At 49.7% G+C, this 17212-nt stretch carries 19 protein-coding genes and 1 pseudogene; 9 read left to right on the forward strand and 11 right to left on the reverse strand.

The genetic code is table 11. The features are described from left to right. Window positions 1-6: 6 nt before the first annotated feature. The gene (locus tag VC28_RS13335) at window positions 7-1626 is read right to left on the reverse strand and encodes a methyl-accepting chemotaxis protein (protein ID WP_049631063.1); all 1620 of its coding nucleotides are present in this window, start codon (window positions 1624-1626) and stop codon (window positions 7-9) included. 240 nt (window positions 1627-1866) lie between these two features. Between VC28_RS13335 and thiI the strand changes: the two genes are divergently transcribed. After that, on the forward strand, window positions 1867-3345 hold the full coding sequence (gene thiI / locus VC28_RS13340; RefSeq protein ID WP_049631064.1) for a tRNA uracil 4-sulfurtransferase ThiI: 1479 nt from the start codon (window positions 1867-1869) through the stop codon (window positions 3343-3345). Further along, window positions 3342-4400: an acyltransferase family protein gene (locus VC28_RS13345; protein ID WP_049631065.1), complete on the forward strand. Its 1059-nt coding sequence runs from the start codon at window positions 3342-3344 to the stop codon at window positions 4398-4400. Before thiI ends, VC28_RS13345 begins: the two co-directional genes overlap by 4 nt. 17 nt (window positions 4401-4417) lie before the next feature. Here VC28_RS13345 and VC28_RS19860 read toward each other — a convergent pair. The 3 genes and pseudogenes from VC28_RS19860 to VC28_RS13355 form a co-directional block, all read right to left on the reverse strand. Continuing rightward, a pseudogene (locus VC28_RS19860) lies at window positions 4418-4651 on the reverse strand (PIN domain-containing protein); the annotation flags it as partial. Between the two features lie 21 nt (window positions 4652-4672). Beyond that, window positions 4673-4822 (reverse strand): PIN domain-containing protein, encoded by a 150-nt coding sequence (locus tag VC28_RS19865; protein WP_197085530.1) that lies wholly within the window; start codon window positions 4820-4822, stop codon window positions 4673-4675. 10 nt (window positions 4823-4832) lie between these two features. Continuing rightward, entirely contained in the window at window positions 4833-5063 is a 231-nt protein-coding gene (locus VC28_RS13355; protein ID WP_049631067.1) for an antitoxin, read from the reverse strand. Between the two features lie 204 nt (window positions 5064-5267). Between VC28_RS13355 and typA the strand changes: the two genes are divergently transcribed. Continuing rightward, on the forward strand, window positions 5268-7091 hold the full coding sequence (typA, locus tag VC28_RS13360; protein ID WP_049631068.1) for a translational GTPase TypA: 1824 nt from the start codon (window positions 5268-5270) through the stop codon (window positions 7089-7091). A gap of 228 nt (window positions 7092-7319) precedes the next feature. Next, complete coding sequence (locus tag VC28_RS13365) at window positions 7320-8123, forward strand: sulfite exporter TauE/SafE family protein (protein ID WP_049631069.1); 804 nt, start codon at window positions 7320-7322, stop codon at window positions 8121-8123. Window positions 8124-8170: 47 nt separating this feature from the next. Here the strand turns inward: VC28_RS13365 and hemH are convergent, their stop codons facing one another. Then, window positions 8171-9187, reverse strand: coding sequence for a ferrochelatase (gene hemH / locus VC28_RS13370; RefSeq protein WP_049631070.1), 1017 nt, complete (start codon window positions 9185-9187; stop codon window positions 8171-8173). Window positions 9188-9291: 104 nt separating this feature from the next. Between hemH and VC28_RS13375 the strand changes: the two genes are divergently transcribed. Both VC28_RS13375 and VC28_RS13380 read left to right on the forward strand, forming a co-directional pair. Then, window positions 9292-9690, forward strand: coding sequence for a thiol-disulfide oxidoreductase DCC family protein (locus VC28_RS13375; protein WP_049631071.1), 399 nt, complete (start codon window positions 9292-9294; stop codon window positions 9688-9690). Continuing rightward, entirely contained in the window at window positions 9677-9964 is a 288-nt protein-coding gene (locus tag VC28_RS13380) for a DUF6482 family protein (protein WP_049631072.1), read from the forward strand. Before VC28_RS13375 ends, VC28_RS13380 begins: the two co-directional genes overlap by 14 nt. 37 nt (window positions 9965-10001) lie before the next feature. Here VC28_RS13380 and VC28_RS13385 read toward each other — a convergent pair whose 3' ends face one another. The 4 genes from VC28_RS13385 to VC28_RS13400 form a co-directional block, all read right to left on the reverse strand. After that, window positions 10002-10415, reverse strand: a complete 414-nt coding sequence (locus tag VC28_RS13385; protein WP_049631073.1) for a gamma-glutamylcyclotransferase family protein — start codon at window positions 10413-10415, stop codon at window positions 10002-10004. Between the two features lie 66 nt (window positions 10416-10481). Next, complete coding sequence (locus VC28_RS13390) at window positions 10482-11606, reverse strand: PQQ-dependent sugar dehydrogenase (protein WP_049631074.1); 1125 nt, start codon at window positions 11604-11606, stop codon at window positions 10482-10484. A 202-nt stretch (window positions 11607-11808) separates the two neighbouring features. Then, the gene (locus tag VC28_RS13395) at window positions 11809-12429 is read right to left on the reverse strand and encodes a DNA-3-methyladenine glycosylase I (protein WP_049631075.1); all 621 of its coding nucleotides are present in this window, start codon (window positions 12427-12429) and stop codon (window positions 11809-11811) included. 19 nt (window positions 12430-12448) lie between these two features. Next, window positions 12449-13174: a helix-turn-helix transcriptional regulator gene (locus VC28_RS13400; RefSeq protein WP_049631076.1), complete on the reverse strand. Its 726-nt coding sequence runs from the start codon at window positions 13172-13174 to the stop codon at window positions 12449-12451. A gap of 184 nt (window positions 13175-13358) precedes the next feature. Here VC28_RS13400 and pip point away from each other — a divergent pair, with 184 nt between their 5' ends. From pip to VC28_RS13415, 3 genes are all read left to right on the forward strand, one after another. Next, entirely contained in the window at window positions 13359-14330 is a 972-nt protein-coding gene (gene pip, locus VC28_RS13405) for a prolyl aminopeptidase (protein ID WP_049631077.1), read from the forward strand. A gap of 114 nt (window positions 14331-14444) precedes the next feature. Next, a complete protein-coding gene (gene dtd / locus VC28_RS13410; protein ID WP_049631078.1) occupies window positions 14445-14885 on the forward strand; it encodes a D-aminoacyl-tRNA deacylase in 441 nt (146 codons plus the stop codon). 91 nt (window positions 14886-14976) lie between these two features. Next, on the forward strand, window positions 14977-15396 hold the full coding sequence (locus VC28_RS13415) for a GNAT family N-acetyltransferase (RefSeq protein WP_049631079.1): 420 nt from the start codon (window positions 14977-14979) through the stop codon (window positions 15394-15396). Here the strand turns inward: VC28_RS13415 and VC28_RS13420 are convergent. Continuing rightward, on the reverse strand, window positions 15391-16293 hold the full coding sequence (locus tag VC28_RS13420) for a type 2 periplasmic-binding domain-containing protein (RefSeq protein WP_049631080.1): 903 nt from the start codon (window positions 16291-16293) through the stop codon (window positions 15391-15393). The two genes, VC28_RS13415 and VC28_RS13420, sit on opposite strands and share 6 nt — an antisense overlap. A gap of 44 nt (window positions 16294-16337) precedes the next feature. Next, entirely contained in the window at window positions 16338-17132 is a 795-nt protein-coding gene (locus VC28_RS13425) for a gluconate 5-dehydrogenase (protein WP_049631081.1), read from the reverse strand. Window positions 17133-17212: the final 80 nt, after the last annotated feature.

The following is a 17212-nucleotide window of genomic DNA, read 5'->3' on the forward strand; positions in this document are numbered from 1 at the left end:
GTTGTTTTAGATGACAAAACGCGTGACCAGGCTATTCAATTCGGTCGCCAAACGCGCCAGCTCATAGGTTGCTGCACTGGTTTGATTAGCGCCCGCTGCGGATTGGGTGGATAGATCGCTGATATTGACAATATTGCGGTCAACTTCGCGCGCCACTGCCGCCTGCTCTTCCGATGCGCTGGCAATCAGCAGGTTGCGCTCGCTAATCTGCCCGGCTTTTTGATAGATCTGCTCCAGCGCCTCACCCGCTTGCTCGGCAACACCCAATGTCTGCCCTGCGTGTTGTACGCTGCCGCGCATGGAATCCACCGCCGCCGCGGTACCGCCTTGTACTTTGCTGATCATCTGCTCAATTTCCTGTGTGGACACTTGAGTGCGATGCGCGAGTGCACGCACTTCATCGGCCACTACCGCAAAACCACGCCCCGCTTCGCCCGCGCGTGCCGCCTCAATAGCGGCGTTTAACGCAAGCAGGTTGGTTTGCTCGGCAATCGCGCGAATCACATCCAGCACCTTGCCAATATCCTGGGATTGATCTGCCAGACCACTGATCAGCGCTGAGGTGCGGGTAAATTCTTCGGTCATGGATTTTAATGCCGACACCGTATGGCCAACCTTATCCCGCCCCTCATAAGCAAGGCGTGAGGATTCGTTGGAGGCTTCGGCAGTACTCACGGCATTGCGTGCTACTTCGTCCACTGCGGCGCTCATTTCTGTTACTGCAGATGCTGCCTGTTGGATCTCATCATTCTGGCGCTGCAGGTTGCGCGACGAGTCCTCCGCAACTGAACTCAGCTCTTCACCCGCCGATGCCAGTTGTACCGATGCATTGCCAATCTGGCTGATAGCACTGCGCAGGTTATCTTGCATACGCGCCAGCGCTGCCAGCAGCTGCGCTGGCTCATCGCTACCCTCAACATGGATGGACTGGGTAAGATTACCACTGGCAATGGTCTCGGTTGATTTCACGGCTTGTTGTAACGGGCTCACGATACTGCGCGAGAGCACTAGGGCGAGCATAGCCGTAATAATTAATGCCAAGACTATGCTGGCAATCACCCAGGTTTTACTACTGCTATAAGTTTTTTGGGATTGCTCTGCCGCTGCCGCTGCACCGTCTCGATTGATTTTGCCCAACTCCAGTAGCATCTGGGTCATTTGGTCGGCAAGCGGGTTTTGCTCTGTTTCGATAATCAATAACGCCGCCTGTTGGTCGCCCTGTTTCATTGCTGCTAGTACCTTTTCGGTACCCTGCATGTAGCGGCTTTTGACATCGCGCAACTCGCTGAATATCCGGCGCTCCTCCGGTTCGGTAATCAGTTTTTCGAAGTTTGCTTGCGCCACCTCAACATCCTGCGCGCGTGCGCGCAGATTGCTTTCGGCTTGGGCAATCCCCGCCGGATCTACATCAATCACAGCACGCACGGCATTCACCCGGTAACGCATTAGCGCCAGATTCAATTCACCCACAGCACTGAGCGCAGGAACCCAGATACTTTTGACCTCATCAGCCTTCTCCTGCATGTTGGCCATGTTATTCAAGCCAAACAGCCCCTGCAGGAGCAGGATCAACGCCAGCGCGCCAAAACCCAGCGTCAGACGTGAGCCTATGTTTATATTTCTCATCAATACTCACCTTTGTGGAAAACAGCCAATTTGCCTCACCGGATCAACCCGATGGGAGACTAATGTGTTTTTAAGTATCGGCCACAAATGGCAAAGGTAAAGGCGATAAAATTACCTTTGGCACTGATCGCAGGTGCAAATAAAGACGTAACGACCCGCCAAATTTCACCTGCTATTGCTTTATAATCGCCGCCTTTTTAGCCAGCCAGCACCGGCTGCATTCTCTCAGGCGCGATATCCATGCATGTTGTTGTTAAAGTTTTTTCCGAAATCATCATCAAAAGCACACCCGTCCGGAAGCGCTTTATCAAGCAATTGCGCGATAACCTGCGCCTGCTGCTAGGCAATTTAGGGGTGGATATTGATGTACAGCGCGATTGGGAAAAAATCGAAATCCGCTGCCCCAATGCCGATGCCGAAATTGCCGCGCAGATCGCCGAGGTGCTGGCGCACACGCCGGGTATCGCTAACTTTGCCGTGCTGCACGATTATCCGCTGGGTGACCTGGATTCCATCTTCCAACACACCCTGACCCATTGGCGCGACGCGCTTGCAGGCAAAACCTTTTGCGTGCGCGTTAAGCGGGTGGGCAAACATCCCTACAGTTCGGTCGATGTTGAGCAATATGTCGGCGGCGGATTACTGCAGCACTCGAACGCCAAAGGCGTTAGCTTGCATAAACCCGATGTCACCGTACACCTTGAAATTAAAGGCGATCGCCTCTGGGTGCTTACCAGCAAAACCCAAGGCATGTGCGGCTATCCACTCGGTGCGCAAGATCCGGTACTGTCATTGATTTCCGGTGGATTTGATTCGACGGTTTCGACTTATCTGTGCATCAAGCGTGGCCTGCGCGCGCACTACTGCTTTTTTAATCTTGGCGGGCGCGCACACGAAATTGGCGTAAAAGAAGTCGCCTATTATTTGTGGAATAAGTACGGCGCATCGCATCGCGTTAAATTTGTCACCGTGCCGTTTGAAGAAGTCGTAAAGGAAATTCTGGAAAAAGTCGATAACCCCTACATGGGCGTTACGCTTAAACGCATGATGCTGCGCGCCGCTGAAAAAGTCGCGGAGTCACTGGAAATTCCCGCACTCGTCACCGGTGAAAGTGTGGCGCAGGTATCGAGCCAAACACTGGTCAATTTAAATGTGATTGACCGCGCGATTGACATGCTGGTGCTGCGCCCGCTCGCCACTATGGATAAGGGCGACATCATTGATCTCTCGCGCAAAATCGGCACCGAAAGTTTTGCCGCGAGCATGCCGGAATATTGCGGCGTAATCTCAGTGAACCCGACCACTCGCGCTAAACTGCCCAAACTTGAACACGAAGAAAGTAAGTTCGACATGGCCATTCTGGAGCGCGCCATCGCCGAGCGCCGCGCACAAAATATCGATGAAATTGTCGATGAGTTGGATGCAGATTTATCGGTACCCGTGGTGGGCGAAGTCAATGCCCCCGATGTGATTATCGATATCCGCCACCCGGACGAGCAAGAGGCCAGCCCATTAAAACTTGTGGATGTAGAAGTGCTCACTATTCCGTTTTATTCACTCAACCACAACTTCGCTAATCTCGATATGAGCCGCCAATATTATCTCTACTGCCAAAAAGGTGTAATGAGCCAACTGCATGCGGCTAATTTAAAAGATGCAGGAAAATTCAATGTCGGCGTATATCGTCCCGAACCCAAGAGTGCTTGCGCTATTTCATGAGTGGTGCAAGCACCATAGCGCAGAAGGAACGATTAGTTGAATTTGATTACCTGCGCGGTATGGCCATCGCCATGATCGTGCTGGGGCATTCTATTTTTCTTTCACAACCAGTATTTCCAGCACTGTTGGAAAATCTACTGCGCGGCGGCACCGGCTTATTTGTGTTTATTTCCGGATTTTTCTTTCACCGCGTTTTTTATCCGCGCTTTCACTACACTGACTTTATCCGTAAAAAAGCTCGCTTATTGTTAATTCCTTTTGTCATTATTTCATTATTTGCTTTAGCGATCCGCATGCTCGGCTGGTGGCAGGACGGGCTGAACATACAACAGAACTTACTCAACGCTTGGTACACACTGCGCAACGGCTACGTGCTTTATCCGCATTGGTATATCCCGTTTATTTTTCTTACTTTTTTGTGCTCGCCGCTCCATGCCATTTATATCCGCACACCATTATCAATACAGATATTCGTGCTGCTGACTTTTTCATTAATTGCATTGTTGATGCATCGTCCGCAATCCAACTCCAACTTTTTGCAATCGCTGGTGTATTTCACGCCCTACTATTTATTGGGGATTTTATTCTCGCAGTATGAAAAACCCTTGCGTCGTTTTCATTGGCCTTTGTTGTACATCAGCGTTGCAGTGATTGCCACTACTGCGCTGGTGCAAACTTATGTTCTCGTTCATCTCGGCAATTACCACAAAGCACCGTTTACTTATGAAGGCTGGGATTTGCAATTTATCCAGATTTTGTTTGGCTGCATCGCCATGCTCGCACTCTGCCGCCATATCCGCCCGTGGCTGCAACAACATTTGTGCTGGCTCGCGGAATTAAGTTTTCCGATTTTTTTTATTCATCCATTACTAACAATTGCACTGGAAAATATTGCAGCATTGGATGCAATCAAACTTTACTTCCCCGTCACCAGCATAGCGGCAAGTTTGTTTGTGTTTACGCTGGTATTTTTGATTCAGTTTTATGGTTCGGCGGGGGTTGCGCTAGTCATTCAGAAAGTCTTTAAAAAACACAGTAAATTGATTGTGGGATAAAACCTTATCAATTCAGATCACACCCAATTCTCCACACGCAATCCATTCACGCGCAAAAACTCTTTTTCATTATTAGTCACGAGCGTCCAATCTTGGGAGCGGGCGTGGGCGGCAATCCATAGGTCATTATTGCCAATCAGCTGACCGGATTTTTGCAAGCTTGCCCGAATATCGCCGTAATGATTCGCGACATCTTCCGACAATTCGGCAATGGTAATCATGCTGGCGAGATCATTAATGACCGCTAATGCGCGATCTTTCGAATGACTTTTTTATGCACCAAAGCGCAGCTCACCCAAGGTAATGACCGACATGACTAATTGATTGGCAGAATATTGCTGAAAGCGTTCGCGCACGGAGGGTGGATTATATTTGGCGATATAAATACAGATGTTGGTATCCAATAAGAAACGCTGATCCATAAAAAATCCTTTAGAAAATATCCCTTTCCTGTGGTGGGGTATCGTCACGGCCTTGTTCCATAAAATCGGATGGCAATTGGGTTAATGCATCAAAAATCGCTGTAGCCTTGGGCGCTATGGCTCGCAGTACAACCTCATCGCCACGCCGAAAAATCTCCACTTCATCTACATCAAAACGGAATTCCTTGGGTAGGCGAACCGCTTGGCTATTACCAGACTGAAAAACCCGCGCGAACGTCATAGGGCACCTCTCAATTACGCCGTGTTCACAACACAAATAAGTATCTACAAACAGTATATACATGCGCATTCTGACAAACCAGCCTAAATTTTCGCCAATTAGCGTCTGCTAGACATATCCGCGTCACAGTCAGATAGGTATAATGCGCGCCTTTTTACGCGTCCCCACTTGCCTGATACAGGCACCATCAAGAGAAATCCCACAGTGACAGATCAATCAGCTATCGAAAAACTGCGCAATATTGCGATTATCGCCCACGTTGACCACGGCAAAACCTCTATGGTTGACCAGTTGTTGCGTCAATCCGGCACCCTCGACCGCCGCGATGACACCGGCGACCTGATCATGGACAGCAACGATCAGGAACGCGAGCGCGGCATTACCATTCTGGCGAAAAACACCGCCATCAAGTGGAATGACTACCGCATCAACATCGTGGATACCCCCGGACACGCCGACTTCGGTGGCGAGGTAGAGCGCGTACTGTCGATGGTTGACTCGGTATTGCTGATTGTGGACGCGGTTGGCGGCCCAATGCCCCAGACCCGTTTCGTAACCTCCAAAGCCTTTGAACAAGGTTTGAACCCAATTGTGGTCATCAACAAAATTGACCGCCCGGGTGCGCGCCCTGAGTGGGTAATCGATCAGGTGTTCGATCTGTTTGACCGTTTGGGTGCGACTGAAGAGCAATTGGACTTCCCGATTGTTTACGCCTCTGCATTGAACGGTGTTGCTGGCCTGTCACCCGATGACATCGCTGATGACATGACCCCGCTGTTCCAAATGATCGTCGATAAAGTACAACCACCGAAGGTTGACCTCGATGGTCCGTTCCAAATGCAAATCTCTGCATTGGATTACAGCAGCTATGTAGGTGTAATCGGGATTGGTCGTATCACCCGCGGTAGCCTCTCGCCCAACCAACAAGTCGTGGTAGTTGATCACGAAGGTAACCAGCGCAAAGCGAAAGTATTGCAAGTGATGGGTTACCACGGTTTGCAACGTATCGAAACCGACAAAGCTTACGCGGGCGATATCGTGTGTATTACCGGTGTAGACAAACTCGGCATCTCCGACACCCTGTGTAGCCCTGATGCGGTTGAAGCCCTGCCAGCGCTTTCTATCGATGAACCAACCGTGAGCATGACCTTCCAGGTAAACGATTCGCCGTTTGCCGGTAAAGAAGGCAAGTACGTGACCAGCCGCAATATTAAAGACCGCTTGGAGCAGGAACTGATTGCCAACGTTGCACTGCGTGTACAACAAGGCGATTCGCCGGATAAATTTATCGTGTCTGGCCGCGGTGAATTGCACCTGTCGGTATTGATCGAAAATATGCGCCGCGAAGGCTATGAGCTGGGTGTATCGCGTCCTGAAGTAGTGAAGAAGATTGTGAACGGCGAAGTGCACGAGCCGTTTGAGCAAGTGGTTATCGACGTTGAAGAAGAGCATCAAGGTAAAGTGATGGAAGAACTCGGCCTGCGTAAAGGCGAGTTGACCAACATGGAGCCGGATGGCAAAGGCCGTATCAAGTTGGAATTCTTGTGCCCATCGCGCGGCTTGATTGGTTTCCGTGGCCAGTTCCTGACCATGACTTCCGGTTCCGGCATCATGACCAGTATTTTTGATCACTACGGCCCGGTAAAAGAAGGCGAAGTGGCCAAGCGTCAAAACGGTGTGTTGGTATCAATGGTGAAAGGCAAGACTCTGGCTTACGGCTTGCACCCATTGCAAGATCGCGGCCGCTTGTTCCTCGGCGCTGGTGTGGAAGTTTACGAAGGCCAGATCGTGGGTATTCACTCGCGCTCTAACGACTTGGTAGTAAACCCAACCAAGGCCAAACAATTAACCAACGTTCGTGCATCAGGTACTGACGATGCGCTGACCCTGTCACCGCCAATCCGTCACACGCTGGAACAAGCGCTGGAATTTATTGAAGACGACGAGCTGGTAGAAGTAACACCACAATCGATTCGTCTGCGCAAAAAACTGCTCACCGAAAACGAGCGTAAACGCGCAAATAAATAATTTACGTTTGTTCGCGTAAACTAAAAATCCCCGACGCGAAAGTGCCGGGGATTTTTTTTAGTGCTAGTGCTATTGAGTAATTGAACGTGCCATTGGCACTTGCGAATACCTCTGCAGGACACGCCGTAAACCCATCCATGGGGGCTTGTCTTCGACTTCCCTGTCTCAGACAGTCCTGCAGAGGTATTCGCAAGCGCCTTGAAATATTTTCGCAAGTAGATTTTACGTATGGATATTTATTTTATTGTTTCGCTTTTAGCTCTCGGTGCCTTCACCGGATTTTTTGCCGGGCTTTTTGGTATTGGCGGCGGCGGGATTATGGTACCGATGCTGACCTTGTTATTCACCCAGCAGCAATTCCCCGCTGAACACATAGTGCATATGGCACTTGCCACATCGATGGCGGCAATTGTGCCCACCGCTATCGCCAGCTTGCGCGCGCATCACAAACATCAAGCGGTGATTTGGCCAGTGGTAGTACAGATTACTCCGGGAATTTTATTGGGGACATTTGCCGGAACCTTTTTAGCGAGTTATTTATCGGCAGCACCGCTCGCGATTTTCTTCTCCTGCTTTATGGCATTTGTCGCACTGCAAATGGTGCTCAACCGCAAACCAAAACCCTCGCGTCAACTACCGGGGCTATTCGGCATGAACGCAACCGGCTCCGGGATAGGGGCGATTTCTGCATTAGTGGCCATTGGTGGCGGCACACTGACAGTGCCGTTTTTGGTGTGGTGCAATGTGACGCTACCGGTTGCGATTGGCACATCGGCCGCAGTGGGATTACCTATCGCAATTTCCGGTGCCGTCGGCTACATCACCAACGGCTGGAATGAAACCAACCTTCCGCTGTACACACTGGGCTACGTTTACTGGCCAGCGGTAATTGCCATGGCCTGTATGAGTTTTTTCAGCGCACCGCTGGGTGCCAAGCTTGCACACCGATTGCCCATCGCGCTGCTAAAAAAATTATTCGCATTATTATTGGTTGGCCTATCGGCGCAAATGCTCTTCACCATTTTTGGCTAGCGCATTTCACATCAGTCCATGTAAGCAACCGTGCTGTGCTGTGCTGGTTAATGTTTTAATACATTAACCAACGCCGCAATATGGTCAGCACGATCATTTAGCGCAGCAATGTAATCATACTTCTCGCCGCCCGCCGCGATAAATGCATGGCGATTTTCAACGGCCAATTCTTCCAGCGTTTCCAAACAATCGGCACTGAATGCAGGAGAAATAATCGCGATATGCTTGATGCCGTCTTTGGGCAATTGTTCCAATGTCTCATCAGTATAAGGCTTCAGCCATTCTTCGCGACCAAAGCGCGATTGGAAACTGGTGAGGCAAATACTTTTATCAAGACCGAGTTTTTCCTGCACCAACCGCGTGGTTTTTTGGCACAAACAAAAGTAAGGGTCGCCCGCCGTTAAATAACGCTTGGGCATGCCGTGGTAGGAAAAAATAATTTTTTGTGGCAAACCATTTTTTTCGATGTGTTCCCGTACCGAATTGGCGAGCGCTTCTACGTACAACGGGTGATCGCAATAATTATTAATAAAATGTAATTCAGGCACCCAGCGCCAGTTTTTTAATTCTGTCGCAACTGCATCAAAGGTCGAACCGGTGGTTGGCCCCGCATACTGCGGATAAAGCGGGAGCACAATAATTTTACGCACGCCCTCTTTTTGCAATTCGCGCAGCGCACCTGCGATTGATGGGTTGCCGTAGCGCATACCCAATTTCACACTGTAACCATCACCCAATTGTTGCTGGATTGCCGCCTGTTGCTGTTTGCTGATCGCAAGCAGCGGCGACCCTTCACTGGTCCACACACTTTTATAAAGCGCGGCAGATTTTCTGGGGCGTATGCGTAAAATAATCCCGTGCAACACCATCATCCAAATAAGGCGCGGCACTTCAATTACGCGTGGGTCAGATAAAAACTCAGCCAAATAGCGGCGCAAGGCGGGAGCAGTGGGTTCATCGGGCGTGCCCAAATTTGCAAGCAGCACACCAACGCGCGGAGCAGGGCGGTTGGCGGCGTGAAACACCGGGTCTATATCGTAATTCAATGCGCTAAAACGACTCATGAAATGCTCCGAAGAATGATCTGGTTTTCAAACAGCACGTAAGTATATAGGGAAACCAAAACCGGCGTTTAACTGAAGCGAATAGCTTCATCAGGAAACTTGTCATGCCATTACCCGCGCCCATCCATTGCGCCCAACTCTTTTTTGATGGCCGCTGCAGCCTGTGCGCGCGGGAGATGGCTCTTTTACGTAAACATAAACGTCCCGGATTAGTGTTGGTTGACATTCACACGCTGGAGAACATAGACAGCAGCATACGGCAACAAATGCTGCTGGAGTTGCACATGTTGCTCCCTGACGGGCAATGGCTGCGCGGTGTCGATGCCAGCGTTAGCGCGTGGAGTTTTACCCGGTTCGGATTTTTGTTGCAGCCGCTACGCTGGAAAATTTTTGCTCCATTAGTGGATAAGCTTTACAAACACTGGGCAGTAAGACGCTACTGCAATTTGTATGGTGAATGTTCGATTCAAACCAAAGAGGTGGCCTGCAATGAGCCGAAATGAGCGCGCATTAATTTTTAGCATGTCTGATTGCGCAAGCTACCTTGCAGGAACAACCCTGGAACCAGAAGGTCTTTCAGATGCAGTAACCATGCTGCGCGCTCCCGATGGCAAAATCAGAAAATTCCCCAGCGCTTACCGCGCGCAAGAAGCATTGAAAGAGATGGGGTTTGAGCGCGGCTGGTTAGTCATGCAATCCCCTTACGATGAAATGATTGGCAACGGCCCCGCAGCACAAAAAACGGAATTGCCATTGGTATTCAGTCGCGAAGCCTGACTCGATGCAGCAAAAAAAGAGGTGGCAAAAAAATCGCTCAGGGATTTAAAAAATCACCGCTCTCGATAACGGCTAATCCATCGGGCGTTTGTTGATAGGCATAAACCCAGCAGGCAATTTCTTTTTCATTATCAGCGTTAGCAAAAACGGTTATTCGTTGATACTCCTGATCCGGTGTCGCTGGATAACTGCATTCTTCATACTCATCCAATGCCGATAATTGCGCAGCATCCTTGAGGCGATAAATTTCACCTTTCACCCAATCACCGCTTTCATCTATGACCAGCGCCGGATAATAACTCACACGATAAAGCCTGCCGCGCACGCGCGCCTTGGCAATAAATTCAGCACCCGCAAGATAACGCTGATGCGCACCGGTAGTGCAATCGCGTCGCAAAGTACCGTAGACAAATAAAAAAGTGCCGTAAACAAATAAATAAGAATCAGCCATTGATCACCTGTTAAAAAAATTCCCGCAACTGCGGGAATTTTTTATGCCGGTTTATATAAGCACGATTTAGCGTGGGGAAACCTGCAGGATTTTCCCTTTGCCTTCATCGGTTGCCAAATAGATCAAACCATCTGGCCCTTGCACAATTGAACGCAAGCGCTGCCCTATTTCTTTTTGCAGCATACGTTCTTCTTTTACAATTTTATCGCCATCCAGCACTAAACGCACCAACGTCTGCTCACGCAAACTGGCCAGCAAAATATTATTTTTCCACTGCGGAAATTTATCGCCGGTGTAAAAAATAAATCCTGCGGTTGCAATGGAAGGAACCCACTTATAAGTTGGCTGCTCCATTCCGTCTTTATGTGTACCTTCACCAATTTTTCCGCCACCGTAATTTTCACCGTAGGTGATCACCGGCCAGCCATAATTTTTTGCGGCGCGATCAATGTTCAATTCATCGCCACCCTGTGGGCCATGCTCGCCAGTCCACAATTCTTTGGTGATAGGGTTGATCGCTGCGCCCTGCATATTGCGATGTCCAAACGACCAAATTTCTGGCAGCGCACCAGGCGTTTTTACAAAGGGGTTATCTTTTGGCACTGAACCATCGGCATTGATGCGCACCACTTTGCCTTGGTGATTATCCAGCGTTTGCGCTTTGTCTTTTTCGCTGTAGCGATCACCCAGCGTGATAAACAAAGTGCCATCCGGTGCCCATACCAAACGCGAGCCAAAATGGTTGTTGCTGTTCACTTTGGGTTGCTGGCTAAAAACACGCGTGACATTTTCCAGCGCATTGCCATTTAATGTAGCCGAGCTCACTGCGGTGCTGTTACCGCCTTTGCCCGGTTCAGAATAACTGAAATAGATTTTTTTGCTGGTGGCAAAATCCGGTGCAGTCACTACGTCCAATAATCCGCCTTGGCCTTGCGCAACAATTTCAGGCAACCCGGTCAAAGGCTTCCCGATTTTTCCGTCGGCCGTCACTACACGCATCCGGCCTGCGCGCTCGTTTACCAGAATACTGCCATCGGGCAAAAAAGCCATGCCCCACACATTTTCCAATCCTTCCGCAATAACATTTACCTGAATGGTACCGGCTTCTGTTTTCACTTCTACCGGTTTGGCATGCGCGACAGGCAATGCGAGCGACAATGACAAGGCTGCCGCGAGTAATGAATATTTCATTGATAAACTCCTATTGGAAAAACATGAATTCGTAACAATGGGCTCGCAAAACAGAGCCACGAAAATATAGTTTGACCTGATGTGGCCAGTGTAGTGTCGTCAGGGTGTCCGGCTTAAAGCTGGATTCGATAATGCGGGCTAGGGTAACAAGCCCACCAGAGGCAGGCAATTCAAGGATTGTTAAGGAATTACCAAGGCGTAATCAACGCGCCTCGGCAGCTGGGAATGCGGGAATTTTTTTAGCCAGCGCAGCACAGGGTTTGTGGCGATGGCAATCCACAAAGTGATCATTCACCATGCCGCAGGCCTGCATAAAGGCATAGCAAATAGTTGAGCCGACAAAATTAAATCCTCTCTTCTTGAGCGCTTTGCTCATAGCGTCGGATTCCGGTGTGGTAGCTACCGCATCATGCATGCCGCGCAAGGTATTTTGCACAGGCTTGAAGTTCACAAAGCTCCATAAAAAGTACACAAAATCGTCGCCATTTTTTTTCATCGCCAATAATGCTTTTGCATTTTTCACAGTACTTTCCAGTTTCAGGCGATTGCGGATAATGCCATCGTTCAGCATTAACTTTTCTATTTTGGCGGGCGTGTAACGCGCGATTTTTTCAGGATTAAAATGATCGAACGCGGCGCGATAATTTTCGCGTTTGCGCAACACCGTAATCCAGGATAAACCTGCCTGCGCGCCTTCCAGGATGAGCAATTCAAATAGTTTTTGCTCATCAAATACCGGAACACCCCATTCGGTATCGTGGTATTCACAGTAAAGAGGATCATAACCACACCAGCTGCAACGGCATTTTTCAACGCTTGGCATAACGCTATTTCCTATCAGGTTAATCGGAATGTGTTTCCATTTTCTCGGGTTCTTGCTCGCATCGCTCTTTCATCAAATTTAAAAAATGCTTGAGACTTTTTTGGTCGTGCGTCGCAAAGCTGTTATCAGTGAGAATGGTGGTTTGAATGCGGTCGAGGCGGAAGGTGCGATAGTCATTGCGCAATTGGCACCATGCCACCAGCGTCCACACTTTGCCCCAAAAAATCATGCCGAGTGGTTCAATCGTGCGCGAGCTGTGCTCTTCATCGGCGCGTACATAATCGATCACCACACAGCGATGCAAACGTATCGCCTCGCGCAGCGGTTGGCTGTGGGCGGTGTAATATTTTTGTACCTCTTCCATATTCGGCACGAGCAGCGGCAGGGTTTCATCGCTATGGCGCAAATGGTCGGGCAAGACCGCAAGAATTTTTTGTATCGCCTGATTGGCATGGATCGCCATGTCAGTATCGCCCCAACTGCTGACCATGCGCGCGCCGAGCAACAGCGCCTCTACTTCCTCGCGGTCAAACATCAATGGTGGAAGCTGGTAGCGGTGCGACAGGCGATACCCAACCCCCGCTTCACCTTCAATGGGTACGCCGGAGAGGCTGAGCGATTGGATGTCGCGATAAATCGTGCGCTCGGAAACGCGCAAATGCTCGCTCATCTGTTTTGCGGTGAGCACCGTGCGGCGGTTGCGCAGCAGGGTAGTAAGCTGGAAAAGACGTTCAGCGCGATGCATAACAAAGTCCCGCAATCAGCCAGAAGAAACAGGGAATCGAACAGAGAATGCGCTATGCTAGCCGCCACCCCTGACAGTTTATGTCAGCATGTAGGCAAGTGTTAACCCACGCGTAGTGTGCTACCTTTAGTGGACGTTATTCCCCAGCGCGATCCCCAGTGATTACCCCGAACAAGGCGAGTTTATGCAGATTTTTTATCCCGAGATAAAACCCTACCAGCGTCACCAAATTGCCGTAGAGCCGCCCCACGAACTGTATGTCGATGAATCCGGAAACCCCGATGGCATTCCTGTGCTGTTTGTCCACGGCGGCCCTGGTGCGGGTTGTGGCAAATATGACCGCCGCTTTTTCGATCCTGAGGTCTATCGCATTGTGCTGTTCGACCAACGCGGCGCAGGCCGTTCGCGCCCACACGCCGAACTCGACAACAACACCACACAAAAGCTGGTGGACGATATAGAAGTGATCCGCAAAACCCTCGGCATCGAGAAATGGGTGTTATTTGGCGGCTCCTGGGGCTCAACCCTGAGTCTGGTCTATGCCCAAACCTATCCCGAACGCGTACTGGGTTTGATCTTGCGCGGCATTTTTCTGTGCCGTCAGGAAGACATCCATTGGTTTTATCAGGAAGGTGCCAACCGTTTGTTCCCCGATTACTGGGAAGACTTTGTAGATCAAATCCCGGCGGACGAGCGCAACAATATATTGGCGGCTTACTACCATCGCCTGATTGGCGAAAACCAGATCCAGCAAATGTCGGCCGCCAAAGCCTGGGCTGGCTGGGAAGGGCGCACCGCCACCCTCAAGCCCTGTCAGGATGTCGTGGACTCCTTTACCGAGCCGCACCGCGCGCTGTCGCTCGCGCGTATTGAAGCGCACTACTTCATGAATAACTCGTTTCTTGAACCCAACCAGATCCTGCGCGATGCCCATAAGCTCGCCGGTATTCCCGGGGTTATTGTGCACGGCCGCTACGATGTGATCTGCCCGCTGGATAATGCCTATGCATTACATCAAGCATGGCCAGACTCCGAGCTGATTATTATCCGCGAAGCGGGTCACGCATCGCGCGAGCCCGGCATTGTCGATGCACTGATTCGCGCAACCGACGATATGGCCAAAACCTTACTGAACACGGGCGATCAACTCGCGTAACCTCGCAAGCAACCAGCCTTGAAAAAACGGAGCCAGCAGGCTCCGTTTTTCTTGGGGCACAATACAGTCACCACGGTTCACATTATTTAGCAATTTATAAAAGCGGAAAATTTCATGTTAGGCCTCATCCAACGCGTTAAACAGGCATCAGTCGTAGTCAACAGCGAAACCGTCGGAGCCATTGACCAAGGTATTTTATTATTATTGGGCATCCAAAAAACCGACACCCAAGACACCGCCAATAAACTGATCGACAAATTACTCAGCTACCGGATTTTTTCCGATAGCGACAACAAAATGAATTGCAGCGTGCAGCAAATTGACGGCGGTATTTTGGTAGTCTCGCAATTCACCTTGGCGGCCGACACCAAAAAAGGCACCCGCCCCAGCTTTTCCTCCGCTGCACCACCGCAACAAGCGGAAGCACTCTACGATTATTTTGTCGCGCAGCTGCGCAGCAAACACCCAAAAGTCGCCACCGGTATTTTTGCCGCAGACATGCAAGTGAGCCTGATTAATGATGGGCCGGTGACCTTTATGTTGGAGATAGAATGATGTTGGAGATGGAGTGATGTTGGAGATGGAATAATCCTGCGATGAAATAGTCATGCCTGCTTAACCTTTATTTTAATCATGGAACCGATACATGAACATTCAAATTGCACATACCCAAAAAGAGATTATTGCTTGTTATGCAGTAATGGTCGAGTTGCGCCCGCATCTGTCACAGGATGATTTTTTAGCGTTGGTTGAGCGCATGCATAACAATCACGGCTACGATCTGGTCTATCTGGATGACAATGGCATTAAAGCGGTAGCGGGCATACGCATTGCGGAATGGCTTTACACCGGGAAATATCTTGAGATCGATGATTTGATTACAACTGCCGCAGCGCGTTCACAAGGTTATGGTGCAATGTTATTTGATTGGGTTGCAGATTACGCACGCGAAAACCACTGTGTGCAACTACGGTTGGTTTCCGGTGTGCAACGAATTGATGCGCACCGGTTTTATGAAAACAAAGGCATGAAGTTTGAAGCGAAATATTTTTCACTGAATTTATAATTCATTATTTTCACGCATGAGCTGTGTTTTTTCTCTTAATTCATCAAGCGAGATCCACAGTTCTTTGCGCTCAAGCGGTGTTGCTTTGGGAAGGAAAGGGTTTTCCATGTAAAAGGCTTTCCGGTTGGGCAAGTCCGCTTTTATCAATACGTCCTTCACTTCTTTACTCGCATAAAAATAGCGGTCGAAACTGCCATCGGCGAGCATTTTTTCTAGTCCTTCTTCCAAATCTTTTGCAACTTCTGGGCGGTGTTTACTGACAAAGAAATAAGTAGGTAATGGATAAACCAACACCAAATTTTTTTCCACATCCAATGCAAGCGTGGGGAACGCCGCTAATTCATTCCAAGCTTCATTCGCGCCGCGCGGGAAGGCATCAAACCGGGCACCATCGAGCATATGGAACAGGCCGGGTTTTTTGGTGATTTTAACTACCTTGAAACCGGATTTTTCCAAAATGTCCGAGTCTTGCCAGGTTCTGACTTGGCCGAGGGAAAATTGGCGCAAATCGTCGAGCGTTTGCACACGATCAAAACGCGCTTGATCGCCTTTGCGGATCAACAAAATGCGATGACTCATTAAACCGCGATAGGCATCGATACGGATGGGAATAAAATCGTCTTCCATTTGCGCCGAGGTGCCGCCCCACATCACGGTGATGTCACCCGATTTCATGGATTCCATTACCCGGTCGCGCGAATAGGTTTCTGCCGTTGTGAGGTAGGTGTATTGCTTGCCGGACTGGCGCAGTGCCAGTTTTAACAGCTCCTGCATGTAGTCCGACTGCACCCTGTTCGGTTTGTTATAGGTGATTGCCAGCTCGCTGTCAGCAAGCGCGCTGCCGGAAATTGCACACACAAAAAGCGTTATCAGTGAAAAAATAATTTTTGTGTTCATTGCCTGTCACCCGTTAGCAGCACCCCTCCAAAGAGGGGCGAGTATTAGATTTCGTTAGACGGCTTGCCAATCGTTGCCAGAATTCCACCATCGACATACACAATTTGGCCGGTGACAAAATCGCTGGCTTTTGATGCAAGAAAAATGGTCGCGCCTTGCAAGTCATCCGGGTCGCCCCATTTGGCGGCAGGTGTGCGGTTGATAATAAAATCATTGAACGGGTGGCCATCCACACGGATGGGTTCAGTTTGGCTGGTAGCAAAATAACCGGGGCCAATGCCATTCACTTGCACATTGTATTTCGCCCATTCAGTGGCCATATTCTTGGTCAGCATTTTCAATCCGCCTTTGGCAGCCGCGTAAGCGCCGACAGAATTGCGACCGAGCTCGCTCATCATTGAACAGATATTAATAATCTTGCCCTGACGACGCTCTACCATTTTGCGCGCAACCGGACGCGTCATGGTAAACACACCGGTTAAATCGATTTTGATTACTTCTTCAAAATCTTCCAGCGACATTTCCAGTAACGGCGTGCGCTTGATAATGCCCGCGTTATTAATCAGGATATCGATAGCGCCATGGTCTTTTTCAATTTGTTCAACCGCTGCAATGACTTGATCTTCATCGGTGACATTGAATTTGTAACCAAATGCCTTGAAACCTTTTGCGCGATATTCATTAACCGCATTGTCGATTTTTTCTTGCGACGAGTTGCCATTAATAATTAAGGTTGCGCCTGCACTGGCAAGGCCGGACGCCATGGCCATGCCCAAACCGTGAGTCGCGCCAGTGACCAGCGCGATTTTTCCGGTTAAATCAAACAGTGGATGATTCATGTTTTTATCTCAATTTAAATGGGAGTCGTCATCCTCGCGTAGCGGGATCCAGATTTTAAAACGCAATCCATGGATACCCG

This window comes from Cellvibrio sp. pealriver, assembly GCF_001183545.1.
Classification (GTDB): domain Bacteria; phylum Pseudomonadota; class Gammaproteobacteria; order Pseudomonadales; family Cellvibrionaceae; genus Cellvibrio.

What these genes read in the sequence shown, in the direction of transcription:
- VC28_RS13355 (WP_049631067.1), bottom strand. Translation starts at nt 5,063, where the DNA reads ATGACGTTCGCGCGGGTTTTTCAGTCTGGTAATAGCCAAGCGGTTCGC.
- VC28_RS13365 (WP_049631069.1), top strand. Translation starts at nt 7,320, where the DNA reads ATGGATATTTATTTTATTGTTTCGCTTTTAGCTCTCGGTGCCTTCACC.
- VC28_RS13390 (WP_049631074.1), bottom strand. Translation starts at nt 11,606, where the DNA reads ATGAAATATTCATTACTCGCGGCAGCCTTGTCATTGTCGCTCGCATTG.
- VC28_RS13375 (WP_049631071.1), top strand. Translation starts at nt 9,292, where the DNA reads ATGCCATTACCCGCGCCCATCCATTGCGCCCAACTCTTTTTTGATGGC.
- VC28_RS13400 (WP_049631076.1), bottom strand. Translation starts at nt 13,174, where the DNA reads ATGCATCGCGCTGAACGTCTTTTCCAGCTTACTACCCTGCTGCGCAAC.
- VC28_RS13425 (WP_049631081.1), bottom strand. Translation starts at nt 17,132, where the DNA reads ATGAATCATCCACTGTTTGATTTAACCGGAAAAATCGCGCTGGTCACT.
- VC28_RS13385 (WP_049631073.1), bottom strand. Translation starts at nt 10,415, where the DNA reads ATGGCTGATTCTTATTTATTTGTTTACGGCACTTTTTTATTTGTCTAC.
- VC28_RS13420 (WP_049631080.1), bottom strand. Translation starts at nt 16,293, where the DNA reads ATGAACACAAAAATTATTTTTTCACTGATAACGCTTTTTGTGTGTGCA.
- dtd (WP_049631078.1), top strand. Translation starts at nt 14,445, where the DNA reads ATGTTAGGCCTCATCCAACGCGTTAAACAGGCATCAGTCGTAGTCAAC.
- VC28_RS13380 (WP_049631072.1), top strand. Translation starts at nt 9,677, where the DNA reads ATGAGCCGAAATGAGCGCGCATTAATTTTTAGCATGTCTGATTGCGCA.
- hemH (WP_049631070.1), bottom strand. Translation starts at nt 9,187, where the DNA reads ATGAGTCGTTTTAGCGCATTGAATTACGATATAGACCCGGTGTTTCAC.
- VC28_RS13395 (WP_049631075.1), bottom strand. Translation starts at nt 12,429, where the DNA reads ATGCCAAGCGTTGAAAAATGCCGTTGCAGCTGGTGTGGTTATGATCCT.
- pip (WP_049631077.1), top strand. Translation starts at nt 13,359, where the DNA reads ATGCAGATTTTTTATCCCGAGATAAAACCCTACCAGCGTCACCAAATT.
- VC28_RS19865 (WP_197085530.1), bottom strand. Translation starts at nt 4,822, where the DNA reads ATGGATCAGCGTTTCTTATTGGATACCAACATCTGTATTTATATCGCC.
- VC28_RS13345 (WP_049631065.1), top strand. Translation starts at nt 3,342, where the DNA reads ATGAGTGGTGCAAGCACCATAGCGCAGAAGGAACGATTAGTTGAATTT.
- VC28_RS13335 (WP_049631063.1), bottom strand. Translation starts at nt 1,626, where the DNA reads ATGAGAAATATAAACATAGGCTCACGTCTGACGCTGGGTTTTGGCGCG.
- VC28_RS13415 (WP_049631079.1), top strand. Translation starts at nt 14,977, where the DNA reads ATGAACATTCAAATTGCACATACCCAAAAAGAGATTATTGCTTGTTAT.
- thiI (WP_049631064.1), top strand. Translation starts at nt 1,867, where the DNA reads ATGCATGTTGTTGTTAAAGTTTTTTCCGAAATCATCATCAAAAGCACA.